Consider the following 13,700-nt stretch of genomic DNA (forward strand, 5'->3'; position numbering starts at 1 on the left):
CGGGGCGCGCGGGTTCAGAACGATCGCGCCCCGGCCGCTTTGTGCACGTGTGTGGAAGGACAGGCATGACGATCAAGGACACCGCCGAGGCGTGGGAGATCCGGGCGACGGAGACCCCCTTCACGGGCAACAAGACCTCCGTGCGCACCGACGAGGTCGTCATGCCCGACGGCTCGGTGGCCCGCCGTGACTACCAGGTCCACCCCGGTTCGGTCGCCGTCCTCGCCCTGGACGAGGAGGACCGGGTGCTGCTGATCAACCAGTACCGCCACCCGGTGCGGTACAGGCTGTGGGAGATCCCGGCCGGCCTGCTCGACGTGCCCGGCGAGAACCCGCTGCACGCCGCCCAGCGCGAGCTGTACGAGGAGGCACACGTCAAGGCCGAGGACTGGCGGGTGCTGACCGACGTCTACACCACGCCCGGCGGCTGCGACGAGGCCGTACGGATCTTCCTCGCCCGTGACCTGTCCGCGGCCGAGGGCGAGCGGTTCGCGGCGGAGCACGAGGAGACCGACATGGAGCACGCGCGCGTGCCGGTCGACGAACTGGTGCGCCGCGTCCTGGCCGGCGACGTGCACAACAACTGCCTGGTCGTCGGCGTCCTCTCCCTGGTGGCCGCCCGCGGCGGCGACGGCCTCGACGCACTGCGCCCGGCCGACGCCCCCTGGCCGGCCCGCCCCTTCACGCCCTGAACAGCACCCGTACGGCGTACTGGTGTGACGATCGCCTGATCCGATCAGGGGACCCGCCCGCCACGCTCCTCCCAGCACGTCGCAGAGCGTGAACTAGGCTCGTCGCGAGCGAGCCAATGAAGGCGCACGCCCGTACCGGGAAGATCCGGCGGACTTGCGCGTGCGGTGGGACGGGAGTGTGGCCCGTGACGGATCAGGCGGTGGACACAGGCTTCGTGCGGCGGTCGGCGCACGCGGACGCGGACGACCGATTCCTGGGCCGTACAAGGGAGTTGAAGGAGCTGCGCGCCGACATCGAGCGCGCGGGCCTGGACACCCTCTCCGGGCGCAAGGCCCCCCGCGCGCGCGTGCTGCTGATCGCGGGCCGCCCCGGCTCCGGCCGCACCGCCCTCGCCGAGGAACTCGTCCGGCAGGTGGCGGACCGTTACCCCGACGGCGTGCTGCGGGCCCGGCTCAGCGAGCCCGACGGGACCCCCGTCCCGGTCGCGCGCACCGCCCGCGAGCTGCTCGCCGCGCTGGAGCTGCCCGCCCCGGCCGGAGCCGCCGGGGACGACCTGACCGAGGCGCTGCGCACCGCCCTCGCCGACCGGCGCGCCCTGCTGCTGCTGGACGACGCGGCCGGTGCCGAGCAGGTCGACGCACTGCTCCCGGAAGCCCCGGACTGTCTGGTGGTGGCCGTCTCCTCGGGCCCGCTCACCGGCATCGCGGACGTCCGGCCCTGCACCCTGGGCGGTCTGGACACCAAGTCGGCGGTGGAACTGCTCACCCGCTACACCGGCGCGGTCCGCATCACGGTCGACCCGCGCTCCGCCGAGAGCCTGGTCGAGGCCTGCCAGGGCCATCCGGCCGCGCTCGTCCTGGCCGGCGGCTGGCTCGCCGCCCGTCCCAAGTCCGCCGTCTCCGATCTCGCCAAACGGCTGCACACCGCCGACGACGGCACGGACGGCACCCCGCTGGCCCGCATGTTCCGGCACGTCCGCAGCGAGTTGCCCGGACCGGCCGCCCGGATGCTGCCCCTGCTCTCCCTCGCCCCGGCCGGCCTGATCGACCCGCACACGGCCTCCGCCCTCGCCGGCTGCTCGGTCGGCGCCGCCCGCGCCGTCCTGGACGACTTCGTCACCCTCGGCCTGCTGCGCGCCGTGGACTCCCCGCTGCCCCTCTACGACGTCCCCGGCTGTCTGCACCCGTTGCTGCACGCCCTCGCCGAGAGCCACGAGCGGCCCGCGGAGCTGCAGCTGGCCCGGGCCCGGATGCTGGAGCGGACCGTACGGCTGCTGCAGTCCTGCCGGGCGATCACCGAGACGGACAGCCTCCAGGCCCGGGAGAAGCTGAACGCGATGCCCCGCGAGGTGCGTTTCCCCAATCCCCGCGCGGCAGCCGACTGGCTGCTCGTCCGGCGGCCCGCGCTGCTGGCGTCCGCGCGTCTCGCCGTGGCCGACGGCGAGCTGGACACCCTGGCCCGCCGGCTGATGTCCCAGCTGGTCAGGGCCATGGTCGCGCATGTCGGCACCCAGGCCGCTGCCGCCGATCTGTACGACGTGCACCACCTCGTCCTGGATGTCGCCGAGCGGCGCGGCCTGGTCCGGGAGAAGGCCGCGGCGCTGCTGAACCTGGGCGACGTGGACGCGCAGACCGGCCGTACCCGGGCGGCGCTGGCACGGTACCGGCTGGCCCTGGATGCCGGACGCAGGGCGAACGACCCGTACGCCACCGGCCGCGCGATGGAATCCGTAGGTGGCGCGTACCAGGAGCTGGGGGACTACGACCGGGCCGCCGACTGGTTCGGCCGGGCCCTCGCCGAGCGGCTGGCCCGTGGCGAGCGCGAACAGGTCGCCCGGCTGTACGGCCGGATCGCCGCCACGCACACCTACGCGGGCCGCTACGGCGAGGCCCTCAGGAACTGGCGGGCCGCCGTCGCCGGCCACCGCAGGAGCGGCGATGTCGCGGCCCACGCGCGGGCGTTGAGCGAGCTGGCCCGGGTGCAGGAGTACGCCGGGCGGTTCGAGGAGTCGCTGCGCACCTGCCAGGAGGCGGTGGAGTGGGCGCGGCGCGCCGAGGACGTCCGGCTGCAGGCCGCGGTGCAGCTGCGGCTGGCCGACACCCTGGAGCACCTCGGCGACCCCACCGCCGCCCGTCTGCACCGCGCGGCGGCCGGGCGCATGCTGGACGAGGAGGCCCAGGACAGCGAGGCAAGCCCGAATCAAGACGCTAACGCCTGCGAAATCTGCAGTACATCCAGTGAAGATTGATGCAATGAAAGGCTAGACACGCGGAACGCCTTCATTAGACTGGCTCTGCCGCGCGTTCTCCTGCGGTGTCTCCCGGTGTGCTCTGCATGCCTGGGTATGTCATGTAATGCACCCCCCATACCCTCTGAGCCAAGGACCGTGATCGACGTGAAGGTCGGCATCCCCCGCGAGGTCAAGAACAACGAGTTCCGGGTGGCCATCACCCCCGCCGGTGTGCACGAGCTGGTGCGCAACGGCCACCAGGTCGTCATCGAGCGGGGCGCCGGCCTCGGCTCCTCGATCACGGACGAGGAGTACGTCTCCGCCGGTGCCGGGATCCTCGACACCGCCGACGAGGTGTGGGCCACCGCCGACCTGCTGCTGAAGGTCAAGGAGCCCATCGCCGAGGAGTACCACCGCCTCCGCAAGGACCAGATCCTCTTCACCTACCTGCACCTGGCCGCCTCCAAGGAGTGCACGGACGCGCTCATCGAGTCCGGCACCACGGCCATCGCCTACGAGACCGTCGAGCTGCCCAGCCGCGCGCTGCCGCTGCTCGCCCCGATGTCCGAGGTCGCGGGCCGCCTCGCCCCGCAGGTCGGCGCCTACCACCTGATGCGCGCGGCCGGTGGCCGCGGCGTGCTCCCCGGCGGCGTCCCGGGCGTCACCCCGGCCAAGTGCGTGGTCATCGGCGGCGGCGTCTCCGGCTGGAACGCCACCCAGGTCGCCGTCGGCATGGGCTTCGACGTCACCCTGCTCGACCGCGACATCAACAAGCTGCGCGAGGCCGACAAGATCTTCGGTACGAAGGTCAAGGCGATCATGTCCAACTCCTTCGAGCTGGAGAAGGCCGTCCTCGACGCCGACCTCGTCATCGGCGCGGTCCTCATCCCGGGCGCCAAGGCCCCGAAGCTCGTCACCAACGAGCTGGTGGCCCGCATGAAGCCCGGAAGTGTTCTTGTCGACATCGCGATCGACCAGGGCGGCTGCTTCGAGGACTCCCACCCGACGACGCACGCCGAGCCGACCTTCCAGGTGCACAACTCGGTCTTCTACTGCGTCGCCAACATGCCCGGCGCGGTGCCCAGCACCTCCACCAACGCCCTCACCAACGCGACGCTGCCGTACATCGTCTCCCTCGCCAACAACGGCTGGGTCGAGGCGCTGCGCCGTGACGCCGCGCTCGCCAAGGGTCTCAACACCCATGACGGCAAGGTGGTTTACAAGGAGGTCGCAGAGGCGCACGGCCTGGAGCACGTGGAGCTGGAGTCCCTGCTCGGCTGACCCAAAAGGCGATTCGTCAACACGACTCGTCAACAGCGCGCGTCCGGCCGGACCTTGCCCGACAAGGTCCGGCCGGATGTGTGTATGGTCACTTAGCGACTCTTGGTCAACTCGCCTCGAACGTAACCCTTCGGCCGATTCGCACACCGGTGAAACCTGCTGTGCGACGGCCGTACGCCCTTGACAGCAGGATGTTTCATTGCCGACACATCCTGCCGGGTCCGGCGGATTGTGTTGCTGCGGACCGCCGACACGCCATAGAGTCGCCAACCGTCGGCATGGTGCCACGCTGACCTTGTCTAGAAGTTTCCTGGTCACCAAGGAGGTAAGACGACTTGTGAATGAGTCGACATTTTCTCCCGGGGGTGGTCAACCAGGAATGCCGGTACGGGGCCAGGGCCCCACGGGATTCGAGGCTGTCGGCTCCGTAGCTGTGCGCACCTTCGCAGCCCACCAGAGTCCGGGACCAAAGACCGCCCGGACAGCACACCAGAGCATGGATGGCCATCACGTGAACGCCATGGCCGGCGACGGAAGTGGCGCGCCCCACAACCACTTCGCCGACTACGACGAACTGCCCGAGGGGCACTTCTACGACCCCGACGCCGAGTACGAGCCCGATCCCGAGTACGCGGCCACGCTCGCGCCCGACGCGGCCCGCCAGCGCCGTGAGCGCATCGGTCCGACCGGACGCCCGCTGCCGTACTTCCCGATCCCGGGCCCGCTGACCGACCACGGCCCCGCGACGATCATCGCGATGTGCAACCAGAAGGGCGGCGTCGGCAAGACGACGTCGACCATCAACCTGGGTGCCGCGCTCGCTGAGTACGGCCGGCGCGTGCTGCTCGTGGACTTCGACCCGCAGGGCGCGCTGTCGGTGGGACTCGGCGTCAACCCGATGGAACTCGACCTCACCGTCTACAACCTGCTCATGGAGCGGGGCATGTCCGCGGACGAGGTCCTGCTGAAGACGGCGGTCCCCAACATGGACCTGCTGCCCTCCAACATCGACCTGTCGGCCGCGGAGGTCCAGCTGGTCTCGGAGGTCGCGCGCGAGTCGACCCTCCAGCGGGCGCTCAAGCCGCTGATGTCCGACTACGACTACATCGTGATCGACTGTCAGCCCTCGCTCGGCCTGCTCACCGTCAACGCCCTGACGGCCGCCCACAAGGTGATCGTGCCGCTGGAGTGCGAGTTCTTCGCCCTGCGCGGTGTGGCCCTGCTGACCGAGACCATCGAGAAGGTCCAGGAGCGGCTCAACCCCGACCTGGAACTGGACGGCATCCTCGCCACGATGTACGACTCGCGCACGGTCCACAGCCGCGAGGTCCTGGCCCGTGTGGTCGAGGCCTTCGACGACCACGTCTACCACACCGTCATCGGCCGCACGGTCCGCTTCCCGGAGACCACGGTCGCCGGTGAGCCGATCACCACCTACGCCTCCAACTCCGTCGGTGCCGCCGCCTACCGCCAGCTCGCCAGGGAGGTGCTCGCCCGGTGTCACGCCGAGTGAGTCTGCCCGGGGCCGACGAACTCTTCCGTACGACAGGGGGGATGGCACTTCAGCCGTCGACTCCCCGGCGCGGGGCCAACGGTGAGGCCCGGGTGCCGGCCCCCGCGGGGGAGAGCGACGACACGGCCGCCGCCGAGGACGCACCGCAGTCGGTGCCCGCCCAGGGCGGCGACGGAGAAGGCGCGGAACATGCCGCGGCGGAGGCGGAGCCCGCCGACGCCGGCGAGTCCCGTACCCGGCCGGCCAGGCGGCAGGCGGCGCAGGAAGACGCCGGGGCCGCTCAGCGCAAGCGGGGGCGGGCGGCGGCGCGGCGGCCCAGTGGGCGCGAGCGGCACGACGAGAAGATCACGGTGTACGTGTCGGCCGAGGAGCTGATGGACCTCGAGCACGCCCGGCTGGTGCTGCGGGGCGAGCACGGTCTCGCGGTCGACCGCGGGCGCATCGTCCGCGAGGCGGTGGCCGTGGTCCTGGCCGACCTGGAGTCCCGCGGGGACGCGAGCATCCTGGTACGGCGGCTGCGGGGGCGGTAGGGGTAGCCTGCGGGGGCCATGACCTCGAACGACGTTCCCCTCCCCGGCGCCGGAGCCGGCCGTCGCCGTGCGCTGGGGCGGGGCCCGGGGGTCGTACCCGCACCGGAACCCGAACCGCCCGCTCCCGAGGCCGCCCCCGAGACCGTTCCCGAACCCGAAGAACCCCGCGACGGTGTCTTCAAGGTCCGGCTCGCCAACTTCGAGGGGCCCTTCGACCTGCTCCTCCAGCTGATCTCCAAGCACAAGCTGGACGTCACCGAAGTGGCCCTCTCCAAGGTCACCGACGAGTTCATGGCACACATCCGGGCCATGGGACCCGACTGGGACCTGGACCAGACGACCGAGTTCCTCGTCGTGGCCGCCACCCTGCTCGACCTGAAGGCGGCCCGGCTGCTGCCCGCCGCCGAGGTCGAGGACGAGGCCGACCTCGCGCTGCTGGAGGCGAGGGACCTGCTGTTCGCGCGGCTGCTGCAGTACCGCGCGTACAAACAGATCGCCGACATCTTCAACCGGCGCCTCGACGACGAGGCCCGCCGCCGGCCCCGTACCGTCGGCCTGGAACCGCACCACGCCGAGCTGCTGCCCGAGGTCGTGATCAGCATCGGCCCCGAGGGGTTCGCCAAGCTCGCGGTCAAGGCGATGCAGCCCAGGCCCAAGCCCCAGGTGTACGTCGACCACATTCACGCCCCGCTGGTCAGTGTGCAGGAGCAGGCCCGGATCGTGGTGGCCCGGCTGAAGGAGCTGGGTGAGGCGAGCTTCAGGGCGCTGGTCGAGGACACCGACGACACCCTCACCGTCGTGGCCCGGTTCCTCGCCCTGCTGGAGCTGTATCGCGAGAAGGCCGTCGCCCTGGAGCAGGAGGCCGCGCTCGGGGAACTGCTCGTGCGCTGGACCGGCGGGGACGCCGACACGGCACCGATGGTCACCGACGAGTTCGACCGGCCGCCCGAGCCGCCCAAGGAGGAGAAGAAGCCGTGAGCGAGCAGACCACGGAGGTTCCGGCCGGGTCGCGGGACGTGTCCGGTCTCGACCTCAAGCCCGCCCTGGAGGCGATGCTCATGGTCGTGGACGAGCCCGCGACCGAGGAGCACCTCGCGAAGCTGCTGGAGCGGCCGAAGCGGCAGGTCGCGGACGCGCTGCGGGAGCTCGCCGACGAGTACACCGTGCAGGGCCGCGGCTTCGAGCTGCGGTACGTCGCGGGCGGCTGGCGCTTCTACACGCGCGCGCAGTACGCGCCGGCCGTCGAGCGGCTCGTCCTGGACGGCCAGACCGCGCGGCTCACCCAGGCCGCGCTGGAGACCCTCGCGGTGGTCGCCTACCGCCAGCCGGTCAGCCGCAGCCGCGTCTCCGCCGTACGCGGGGTCAACTGCGACGGTGTGATGCGCACCCTGCTGCAGCGCGGTCTGGTCGAGGAGGCGGGCACGGAACCCGAAACAGGTGCGATCCTGTACAGGACGACGAACTACTTCCTGGAGCGGATGGGCCTGCGTGGCCTGGACGAGCTTCCGGAGCTCGCGCCCTTCCTCCCGGAGGCGGAGGCGATCGAGGCCGAGACCCAGGAAGGGGTTCCGTCGTTCGACCCGGACGCGCCGGACGCGCCGGGTTACGAGGACGCAGACGACTAGACGGAACTTTGATGCGAAGCAGCAGCGGCAGGAACAGCAGCGGAAACAACGGCGGGAGCCGTGGTGGCAACAGCGGCGGCCGCGGCGGGAGCAGCGGTGGCCGCGGTAACTACCGCGGTGCCGGGAACAACCGCGATGACAAGCCGGGCGGCCGGCCGAAGAAGCCGCGCCCGGAGGAGCGGCGCTACGACGTGGGTCCCGGCGCCACCCAGGACGGCCCGAAGTCGGGCCGCGGCGCCTCGGCCCGCGGTGGCGCCAAGGGCGGCCCCCGGCAGGGCCAGCGCTCTGGTGACCGGACGGCGCCCTCGCGTTCGCGCGAGTACGAGACGCGGACCGAGGAGCGCAACCGCGAGCGGTACGCGGGCAAGAAGGAGGTCAAGCTCCCGAAGACCTTCCCGGGCGCCGAGCAGGAGGGCGAGCGGCTGCAGAAGGTCCTCGCGCGCGCCGGCTACGGCTCCCGGCGGGCCTGCGAGGAGCTGATCGAGCAGGCGCGGGTCGAGGTCAACGGCGAGATCGTGCTGGAGCAGGGCAAGCGGGTCGACCCGGAGAAGGACGAGGTCAAGGTCGACGGCCTGACCGTCGCGACCCAGTCGTACCAGTTCTTCTCGCTGAACAAGCCCGCCGGTGTCGTCTCGACGATGGAGGACCCGGAGGGGCGTCAGTGCCTCGGGGACTACGTCACCAACCGTGAGACGCGGCTGTTCCACGTCGGCCGGCTGGACACCGAGACCGAGGGCGTCATCCTGCTCACCAACCACGGCGAGCTGGCGCACCGCCTCACGCACCCCAAGTACGGCGTGAAGAAGACCTACCTCGCGGCCATCGTGGGCCCGATCCCGCGCGACCTGGGCAAGCGCCTGAAGGACGGCATCCAGCTGGAGGACGGCTACGCGCGCGCGGACCACTTCCGGGTCGTGGAGCAGACCGGCAAGAACTACCTGGTCGAGGTGACCCTGCACGAGGGCCGCAAGCACATCGTGCGGCGCATGCTGGCGGAGGCCGGATTCCCGGTCGAGAAGCTGGTGCGCACCTCCTTCGGACCGATCACCCTCGGCGACCAGAAGTCGGGCTGGCTGCGGCGCCTGTCAAACACGGAGGTCGGCATGCTGCTGAAGGAAGTCGACCTCTAAAACGCCTTGCCGTGATCACCATCCCCCTTTATTGTCAGGGTGACGATAAGGGGGATGGTGATCCTATGTCCAAGCGTGCGGCCACCGGGGCACTCCTGGGCCTCGCCCTCGGGGACGCTCTCGGCTTTCCGACCGAGTTCAACGACGTGCCGCAGATCCTCGCCAAGTGCGGGCCCTGGCGGGAGATGGAGTTGCCGGGGCGTGCCTTCGTCTCCGACGACACGCAGATGACCCTGGCCCTCGGGCGTGCCCTGCGGACCGCCATGGAGCGCGGATACCTCGCCCCGAAGCGGCTGGAGCGCCCGCTGCGCGAGGAGTTCGTGGACTGGTACCACTCGCCGGAGAACAACCGCGCCCCGGGCAACACCTGCCTCACCGCATGCGGCCTGCTCAAAGAGGAGGGCCGGGCCTGGCAGGACGCCAGCCAGATCGGCTCCAAGGGCTGCGGCGCCAACATGCGCGTCGCTCCGATCGGGCTCGCCCCCGGCCTGAGCGACGAACAGCGCTCCGGTGCCGCCCAGTTGCAGTCCGCCCTCACCCACGGCCACCCCACCGCGCTGGCCGCCTCCGGCCTCACCGCCCACGCGGTCCACCTGCTCGCGCAGGGCACCGACCCGACCGGTCTGGTCGGCCGGCTGCGCTCCTACGCCCTCGACCGCCGTACCCGGTACGACCACACCTGGCTCGGCGACCTGTGGACCCGCTCCCAGGACCCGAGCCCCGAGCACTTCGTCGCGCGCGGCTGGGACGAGTGCCTGGCGGTCCTCGACCGCCTCCAGGAGGCCGTGCGGACCGTCTCCCCGGAGACCGACCCGTGCCTGGCCACGGGCGCGGGCTGGATCGCCGAGCAAGCCCTAGCCACCGGGCTGCTGTGCTTCCTGCTCTTCCCCGACGAACCCGTCACCGCCCTGCGCCGGGCCGCCTGCTCCTCCGGCGACTCCGACTCCATCGCCTGCCTCACGGGCGCGTTCGCGGGCGCCTGGCTGGGCGCGGACGCCTGGCCGGCCGACTGGACCGGGCGGATCGAGTACCGGGGCGATCTGTTGGCCCTCGGTGCGCTCTGGGACGCTTAGGCCCATGATCGACGACCTCGACATCGACCTGAAGCCCGTGGTCGCGGAACAGCCCGATCCCCTGCTGTTCGCGACCGTCTCGGGAGCCCATCTGTACGGCTTCCCCTCGCAGGACTCGGACGTGGACCTGAGGGGCGTCCATCTGCTCCCCGCGGCCGACCTCGTCGGCCTGCGCGAGCCGGAGGAGACCCGTTCGCGTACCTGGGTGCGCTACGGCGTCGAGCTGGACCTCGTCACCCACGACCTGCGCAAGTTCGTCCGCCTGATGCTGCGCCGCAACGGCTATGTCCTGGAGCAGCTGCTCTCGCCCCTGGTCGTGCACACCGGTGACACCCACCGGGAGCTGGCCGCGCTCGCCCCGGACGTCCTCACCAGCCACCACGCCCACCACTACCGGGGGTTCGCGGTGACCCAGTGGCGGCTGTTCGAGAAGACCGGCGAACTCAAGCCGCTGCTCTACACCTTCCGGGTCCTGCTCACCGGTATCCACCTCATGCGCAGCGGCGAGCTCCAGGCGCACCTGCCCACGCTCCTGGAGCTGGTCGACGCACCCGGCTATGTGCCCGACCTGATAGCCGCCAAGGGCGAGCGGGAGCACGGGGCGGCCGGCGTCGAGCAGGCGCGCGTGGAGGCCGACGTGGAGCGGCTGCACGTCGTGCTGGACGAGGCCCAGGCCGCCTCAGCCCTGCCGGACGCTCCTGCCGCGTACGACGCCCTGCACGACTTCGTCATACGCGTCCGTCTGCAGGGCTGAGTCCCGGCGGACCCGGAAGAGGAAGCCGGCCACGCGTGCGTGGTCCGGCTCCGGCGGCAGCGGGGTGCGGTCCAGGGCCCGCTCCGTCTCCGCCCCCAGCCGGGCCATCCACGCCTCGACCCCGGCCCAGGGAACCTCGCCCCGCTTCACCGCGAGCAGCGGCTCCCGCTGGTCACCGACGTCGATCCGCAGCTCGCCGGTGCGCAGCAGGTCGCGGGCGGTCATCAGCAGGCGCAGCAGGTGCATGGCGTGCTTCCAGCGCGGGACGCCCGTCGTACGGACGTCGGCTTCCAGTTTCCTGCGCTGGCCGAGGGCGTACCGGGTGAAGGTGTCGTAGGCCCGGCGGGAGAGGAAGGCGACGCGCAGTGCCAGGAGTTCCCGGCCGGTGTCGTCCACCTGCTCCACGAGCGGGGAGTGCAGGCACTCCAGGATGTTCGGGTTGCCCCGCAGCGCCAGCTCGCAGAACCGTTCCAGCTCCCAGGAGAACTGCTCGTCCCCCGGGCCCTCCACATGCGTGGGCGGCTTCTCGAACCGCCAGAACAGGGGGGTGGGGGCGAGGAACACACCCCGGCGGTCCGTGTCGCTCGTGTCCGTCGCCAGACCGAAGGCCCGGGACCCCATGACACAGGCGTAGACGGTGTGGTCGCGTACCAGGGTCTCGGGCTGCATGCCGGGAGCGTACGCGGACCCCTCAGGTCAGGTGGATCGTGTTCCTCTCCACCTTGATCGACTTCTTCGGAAGCGGCCTGGTCGCGGGACCGTGAGCCACCGCGCCGTCGGCGATGTGGAACCTGCTGCCGTGACACGGGCAGTCGATCGTGCCGTCCGCGACCTTGCCCACCGTGCAGCCCATGTGCGTGCAGATCGCCGAGAAGGCCCTGAACTCGCCCTTCTTCGGCTGGGTGACGACGATCTTCTGTTCCGCGAAGACCTTGCCGCCGCCCTCCGGGATGTCGCGCGTGCGCGCCAGCTCCTTCTCGTGGGAGGAGTCGGAGGCCGGGGACTCGGAGGCCGGGGACTCGGAGACCGAGGAGGCGGGGGAGGAGGCGGGGGCCGGGGACGAGGGCACCGCAGACGCGGACGTCGAGGAACCCTTGTCGTTGCCACTGCCGCATCCCACGCATCCCGCGGCGAGCGCCGCCGCGCCCGTCGCCAAAGCCGTGCGCCGCGTCGCGGGCTGCTTCATGTCACCACTCCGTACAGACTTGAAGGCAAGGGATCGAACCGGTGCATACCGGAATATCCGCATCGTCTCAGTGATCGGGCGCCGTGCGCCGTGGCCGCGCGGGCTGACTACGCTGGACGGACCAAGAACAGATCCGCATGTCAGCAGGGAGCGACGCCGTGGCGGTACGAGCGGTCCGGGGGGCCGTCCAACTGGAGCGGGACGAGGCCGGGCACATGGACGAGCGGGTCGGAGCCCTGCTCACCGCGGTCCTGGAGCGGAACGGGCTGACCACCGACGACCTGATCAGCATCTGGTTCACGGCCACCCCCGACCTGCACAGCGACTTCCCGGCCGCCGCCCGCAAGCTCGGCATCCTCGACGTACCCCTCATCTGCGCCCAGGAACTGGACATCGAGGGGGCCATGCCCCGGGTCGTGCGGATCCTCGCGCACATCGAGTCGGACCGGCCCCGCGCCGACATCCACCACGTCTACCTCGGGGCCGCGGCCGCCCTGCGCAAGGACATCGCCCAGTGAGAACCGCACTCGTCATCGGCACCGGCCTCATCGGCACCTCCGCCGCCCTGGCCCTCGTCCAGCGCGGCGTCGTCGTCCACCTCGCCGACCACGACCCCGAGCAGGCCCGGACGGCCGCCGCGCTGGGCGCCGGCACCGACGAGGCCCCCGAGGGCCCGGTCGACCTGGCGGTCGTGGCCGCCCCGCCCGCCCACGTGGCCGCCGTCCTCGCCGACGCCATGCGCCGGGGCGTGGCCCGCGGCTACCTGGACGTGGCCAGCGTCAAGGGCGGCCCGCGCCGCGAGCTGGAGGCGCTCGGCCTCGACCTCACGGCCTACATCGGCACGCATCCCATGTCCGGCCGGGAGAAGTCCGGCCCGCTGGCCGCGACCGGCGACCTCTTCGAGGGCCGGCCCTGGGTGCTCACCCCGACCCGGGACACGGACACCGAGGTGCTGAACCTCGCCCTGGAGCTGGTCTCGCACTGCCGGGCCGTCCCGGTCGTCATGGACGCCGACGCCCACGACCGCGCCGTCGCCCTGGTCTCGCACATGCCCCACCTGGTGTCCAGCATGGTCGCCGCGCGCCTGGAGCACGCCGAGGAGGCCGCCGTACGGCTGTGCGGGCAGGGCATCCGGGACGTCACCCGGATCGCCGCCTCCGACCCCCGCATGTGGATCGACATCCTGTCCGCGAACCCGGGCCCGGTCGCCGACCTGCTCTCCGACGTCGCCGCCGACCTGGGCGAGACCGTCGAGGCCCTGCGCGCCCTGCAGTCCTCCGACGAGGCCAAGCGGCGCGAGGGCGGCGCCGGCATCGAGGACGTGCTGCGCCGGGGGAACGCGGGCCAGGTGCGGGTGCCCGGCAAGCACGGCAGCGCGCCGCGGGTGTACGAGACCGTCGTGGTGCTCATCGACGACCAGCCCGGCCAGCTGGCCCGCATCTTCGCGGACGCGGGACGGGCCGGGGTCAACATCGAGGACGTACGCATCGAGCACGCGGCCGGGCAGCAGGCCGGTCTGGTCCAGCTCTCGGTCGAGCCCAGGGCGGCGGCCCTCCTGAAGGAGGCACTGCGGGAGCGCGGGTGGGCGCTGCGGCAGTAGCGCCCGGCACCGGATTCCGCGTGCGTCCGGACGAGTGACCCGCACCCAGTAACCTTGTGCAGGGCGCTCTCGCTCCCCGCACCCC

General features: G+C 71.7%; 14 protein-coding genes. 12 read left to right on the top strand and 2 right to left on the bottom strand.

All coding sequences use genetic code 11. The features are described from left to right. Positions 1 to 65: 65 nt before the first annotated feature. From ABZ624_RS22000 to ABZ624_RS22045, 10 genes are all read left to right on the top strand, one after another. Positions 66 to 692 (top strand): NUDIX hydrolase, encoded by a 627-nt coding sequence (locus ABZ624_RS22000; protein WP_360091324.1) that lies wholly within the window; start codon positions 66 to 68, stop codon positions 690 to 692. A gap of 185 nt (positions 693 to 877) precedes the next feature. Beyond that, on the top strand, positions 878 to 2,941 hold the full coding sequence (locus ABZ624_RS22005; RefSeq protein ID WP_360091327.1) for a tetratricopeptide repeat protein: 2,064 nt from the start codon (positions 878 to 880) through the stop codon (positions 2,939 to 2,941). A 147-nt stretch (positions 2,942 to 3,088) separates the two neighbouring features. Continuing rightward, positions 3,089 to 4,204 carry an alanine dehydrogenase gene (gene ald / locus ABZ624_RS22010; RefSeq protein ID WP_360091836.1) on the top strand — a complete coding sequence of 372 codons (1,116 nt, stop codon included), beginning with the start codon at positions 3,089 to 3,091 and terminating at the stop codon, positions 4,202 to 4,204. Between the two features lie 379 nt (positions 4,205 to 4,583). After that, positions 4,584 to 5,717 (top strand): ParA family protein, encoded by a 1,134-nt coding sequence (locus ABZ624_RS22015; protein ID WP_360091330.1) that lies wholly within the window; start codon positions 4,584 to 4,586, stop codon positions 5,715 to 5,717. Continuing rightward, positions 5,702 to 6,247 carry a hypothetical protein gene (locus tag ABZ624_RS22020; RefSeq protein WP_360091333.1) on the top strand — a complete coding sequence of 182 codons (546 nt, stop codon included), beginning with the start codon at positions 5,702 to 5,704 and terminating at the stop codon, positions 6,245 to 6,247. Before ABZ624_RS22015 ends, ABZ624_RS22020 begins: the two co-directional genes overlap by 16 nt. An 18-nt stretch (positions 6,248 to 6,265) precedes the next feature. Further along, positions 6,266 to 7,225, top strand: a complete 960-nt coding sequence (locus ABZ624_RS22025) for a segregation/condensation protein A (RefSeq protein WP_360091336.1) — start codon at positions 6,266 to 6,268, stop codon at positions 7,223 to 7,225. Further along, positions 7,222 to 7,872, top strand: a complete 651-nt coding sequence (gene scpB / locus ABZ624_RS22030; protein ID WP_360091339.1) for an SMC-Scp complex subunit ScpB — start codon at positions 7,222 to 7,224, stop codon at positions 7,870 to 7,872. Before ABZ624_RS22025 ends, scpB begins: the two co-directional genes overlap by 4 nt. A gap of 11 nt (positions 7,873 to 7,883) precedes the next feature. After that, positions 7,884 to 9,002 (top strand): pseudouridine synthase, encoded by a 1,119-nt coding sequence (locus tag ABZ624_RS22035; RefSeq protein WP_360091342.1) that lies wholly within the window; start codon positions 7,884 to 7,886, stop codon positions 9,000 to 9,002. Positions 9,003 to 9,067: 65 nt separating this feature from the next. Then, positions 9,068 to 10,075 carry an ADP-ribosylglycohydrolase family protein gene (locus ABZ624_RS22040; protein ID WP_360091345.1) on the top strand — a complete coding sequence of 336 codons (1,008 nt, stop codon included), beginning with the start codon at positions 9,068 to 9,070 and terminating at the stop codon, positions 10,073 to 10,075. A gap of 4 nt (positions 10,076 to 10,079) precedes the next feature. Continuing rightward, positions 10,080 to 10,829 (top strand): nucleotidyltransferase domain-containing protein, encoded by a 750-nt coding sequence (locus ABZ624_RS22045; RefSeq protein ID WP_360091348.1) that lies wholly within the window; start codon positions 10,080 to 10,082, stop codon positions 10,827 to 10,829. Here the strand turns inward: ABZ624_RS22045 and ABZ624_RS22050 are convergent. Next, positions 10,755 to 11,498, bottom strand: coding sequence for a nucleotidyltransferase domain-containing protein (locus tag ABZ624_RS22050; protein WP_360091351.1), 744 nt, complete (start codon positions 11,496 to 11,498; stop codon positions 10,755 to 10,757). The two genes, ABZ624_RS22045 and ABZ624_RS22050, sit on opposite strands and share 75 nt — an antisense overlap. A 22-nt stretch (positions 11,499 to 11,520) precedes the next feature. Then, positions 11,521 to 12,015, bottom strand: coding sequence for a Rieske (2Fe-2S) protein (locus ABZ624_RS22055; protein ID WP_360091354.1), 495 nt, complete (start codon positions 12,013 to 12,015; stop codon positions 11,521 to 11,523). A 158-nt stretch (positions 12,016 to 12,173) separates the two neighbouring features. Here ABZ624_RS22055 and aroH point away from each other — a divergent pair, with 158 nt between their 5' ends. Further along, entirely contained in the window at positions 12,174 to 12,533 is a 360-nt protein-coding gene (gene aroH / locus ABZ624_RS22060; protein WP_360091839.1) for a chorismate mutase, read from the top strand. Continuing rightward, a complete protein-coding gene (locus ABZ624_RS22065) occupies positions 12,530 to 13,615 on the top strand; it encodes a prephenate dehydrogenase (RefSeq protein ID WP_360091357.1) in 1,086 nt (361 codons plus the stop codon). The genes aroH and ABZ624_RS22065 overlap by 4 nt, the downstream gene beginning before the upstream one ends. Positions 13,616 to 13,700 lie beyond the last annotated feature (85 nt).

The sequence above is a fragment of the Streptomyces sp. NPDC007205 genome, assembly GCF_040634095.1.
Taxonomy (GTDB): Bacteria; Actinomycetota; Actinomycetes; order Streptomycetales; family Streptomycetaceae; genus Streptomyces.

Excerpts from the sequence above, each read along its gene's own strand:
- ABZ624_RS22000 (WP_360091324.1), top strand. The coding sequence starts at position 66 with ATGACGATCAAGGACACCGCCGAGGCGTGGGAGATCCGGGCGACGGAG.
- ABZ624_RS22015 (WP_360091330.1), top strand. The coding sequence starts at position 4,584 with ATGCCGGTACGGGGCCAGGGCCCCACGGGATTCGAGGCTGTCGGCTCC.
- ABZ624_RS22025 (WP_360091336.1), top strand. The coding sequence starts at position 6,266 with ATGACCTCGAACGACGTTCCCCTCCCCGGCGCCGGAGCCGGCCGTCGC.
- ABZ624_RS22035 (WP_360091342.1), top strand. The coding sequence starts at position 7,884 with ATGCGAAGCAGCAGCGGCAGGAACAGCAGCGGAAACAACGGCGGGAGC.
- ABZ624_RS22040 (WP_360091345.1), top strand. The coding sequence starts at position 9,068 with ATGTCCAAGCGTGCGGCCACCGGGGCACTCCTGGGCCTCGCCCTCGGG.
- ABZ624_RS22045 (WP_360091348.1), top strand. The coding sequence starts at position 10,080 with ATGATCGACGACCTCGACATCGACCTGAAGCCCGTGGTCGCGGAACAG.
- ABZ624_RS22050 (WP_360091351.1), bottom strand. The coding sequence starts at position 11,498 with ATGCAGCCCGAGACCCTGGTACGCGACCACACCGTCTACGCCTGTGTC.
- ABZ624_RS22055 (WP_360091354.1), bottom strand. The coding sequence starts at position 12,015 with ATGAAGCAGCCCGCGACGCGGCGCACGGCTTTGGCGACGGGCGCGGCG.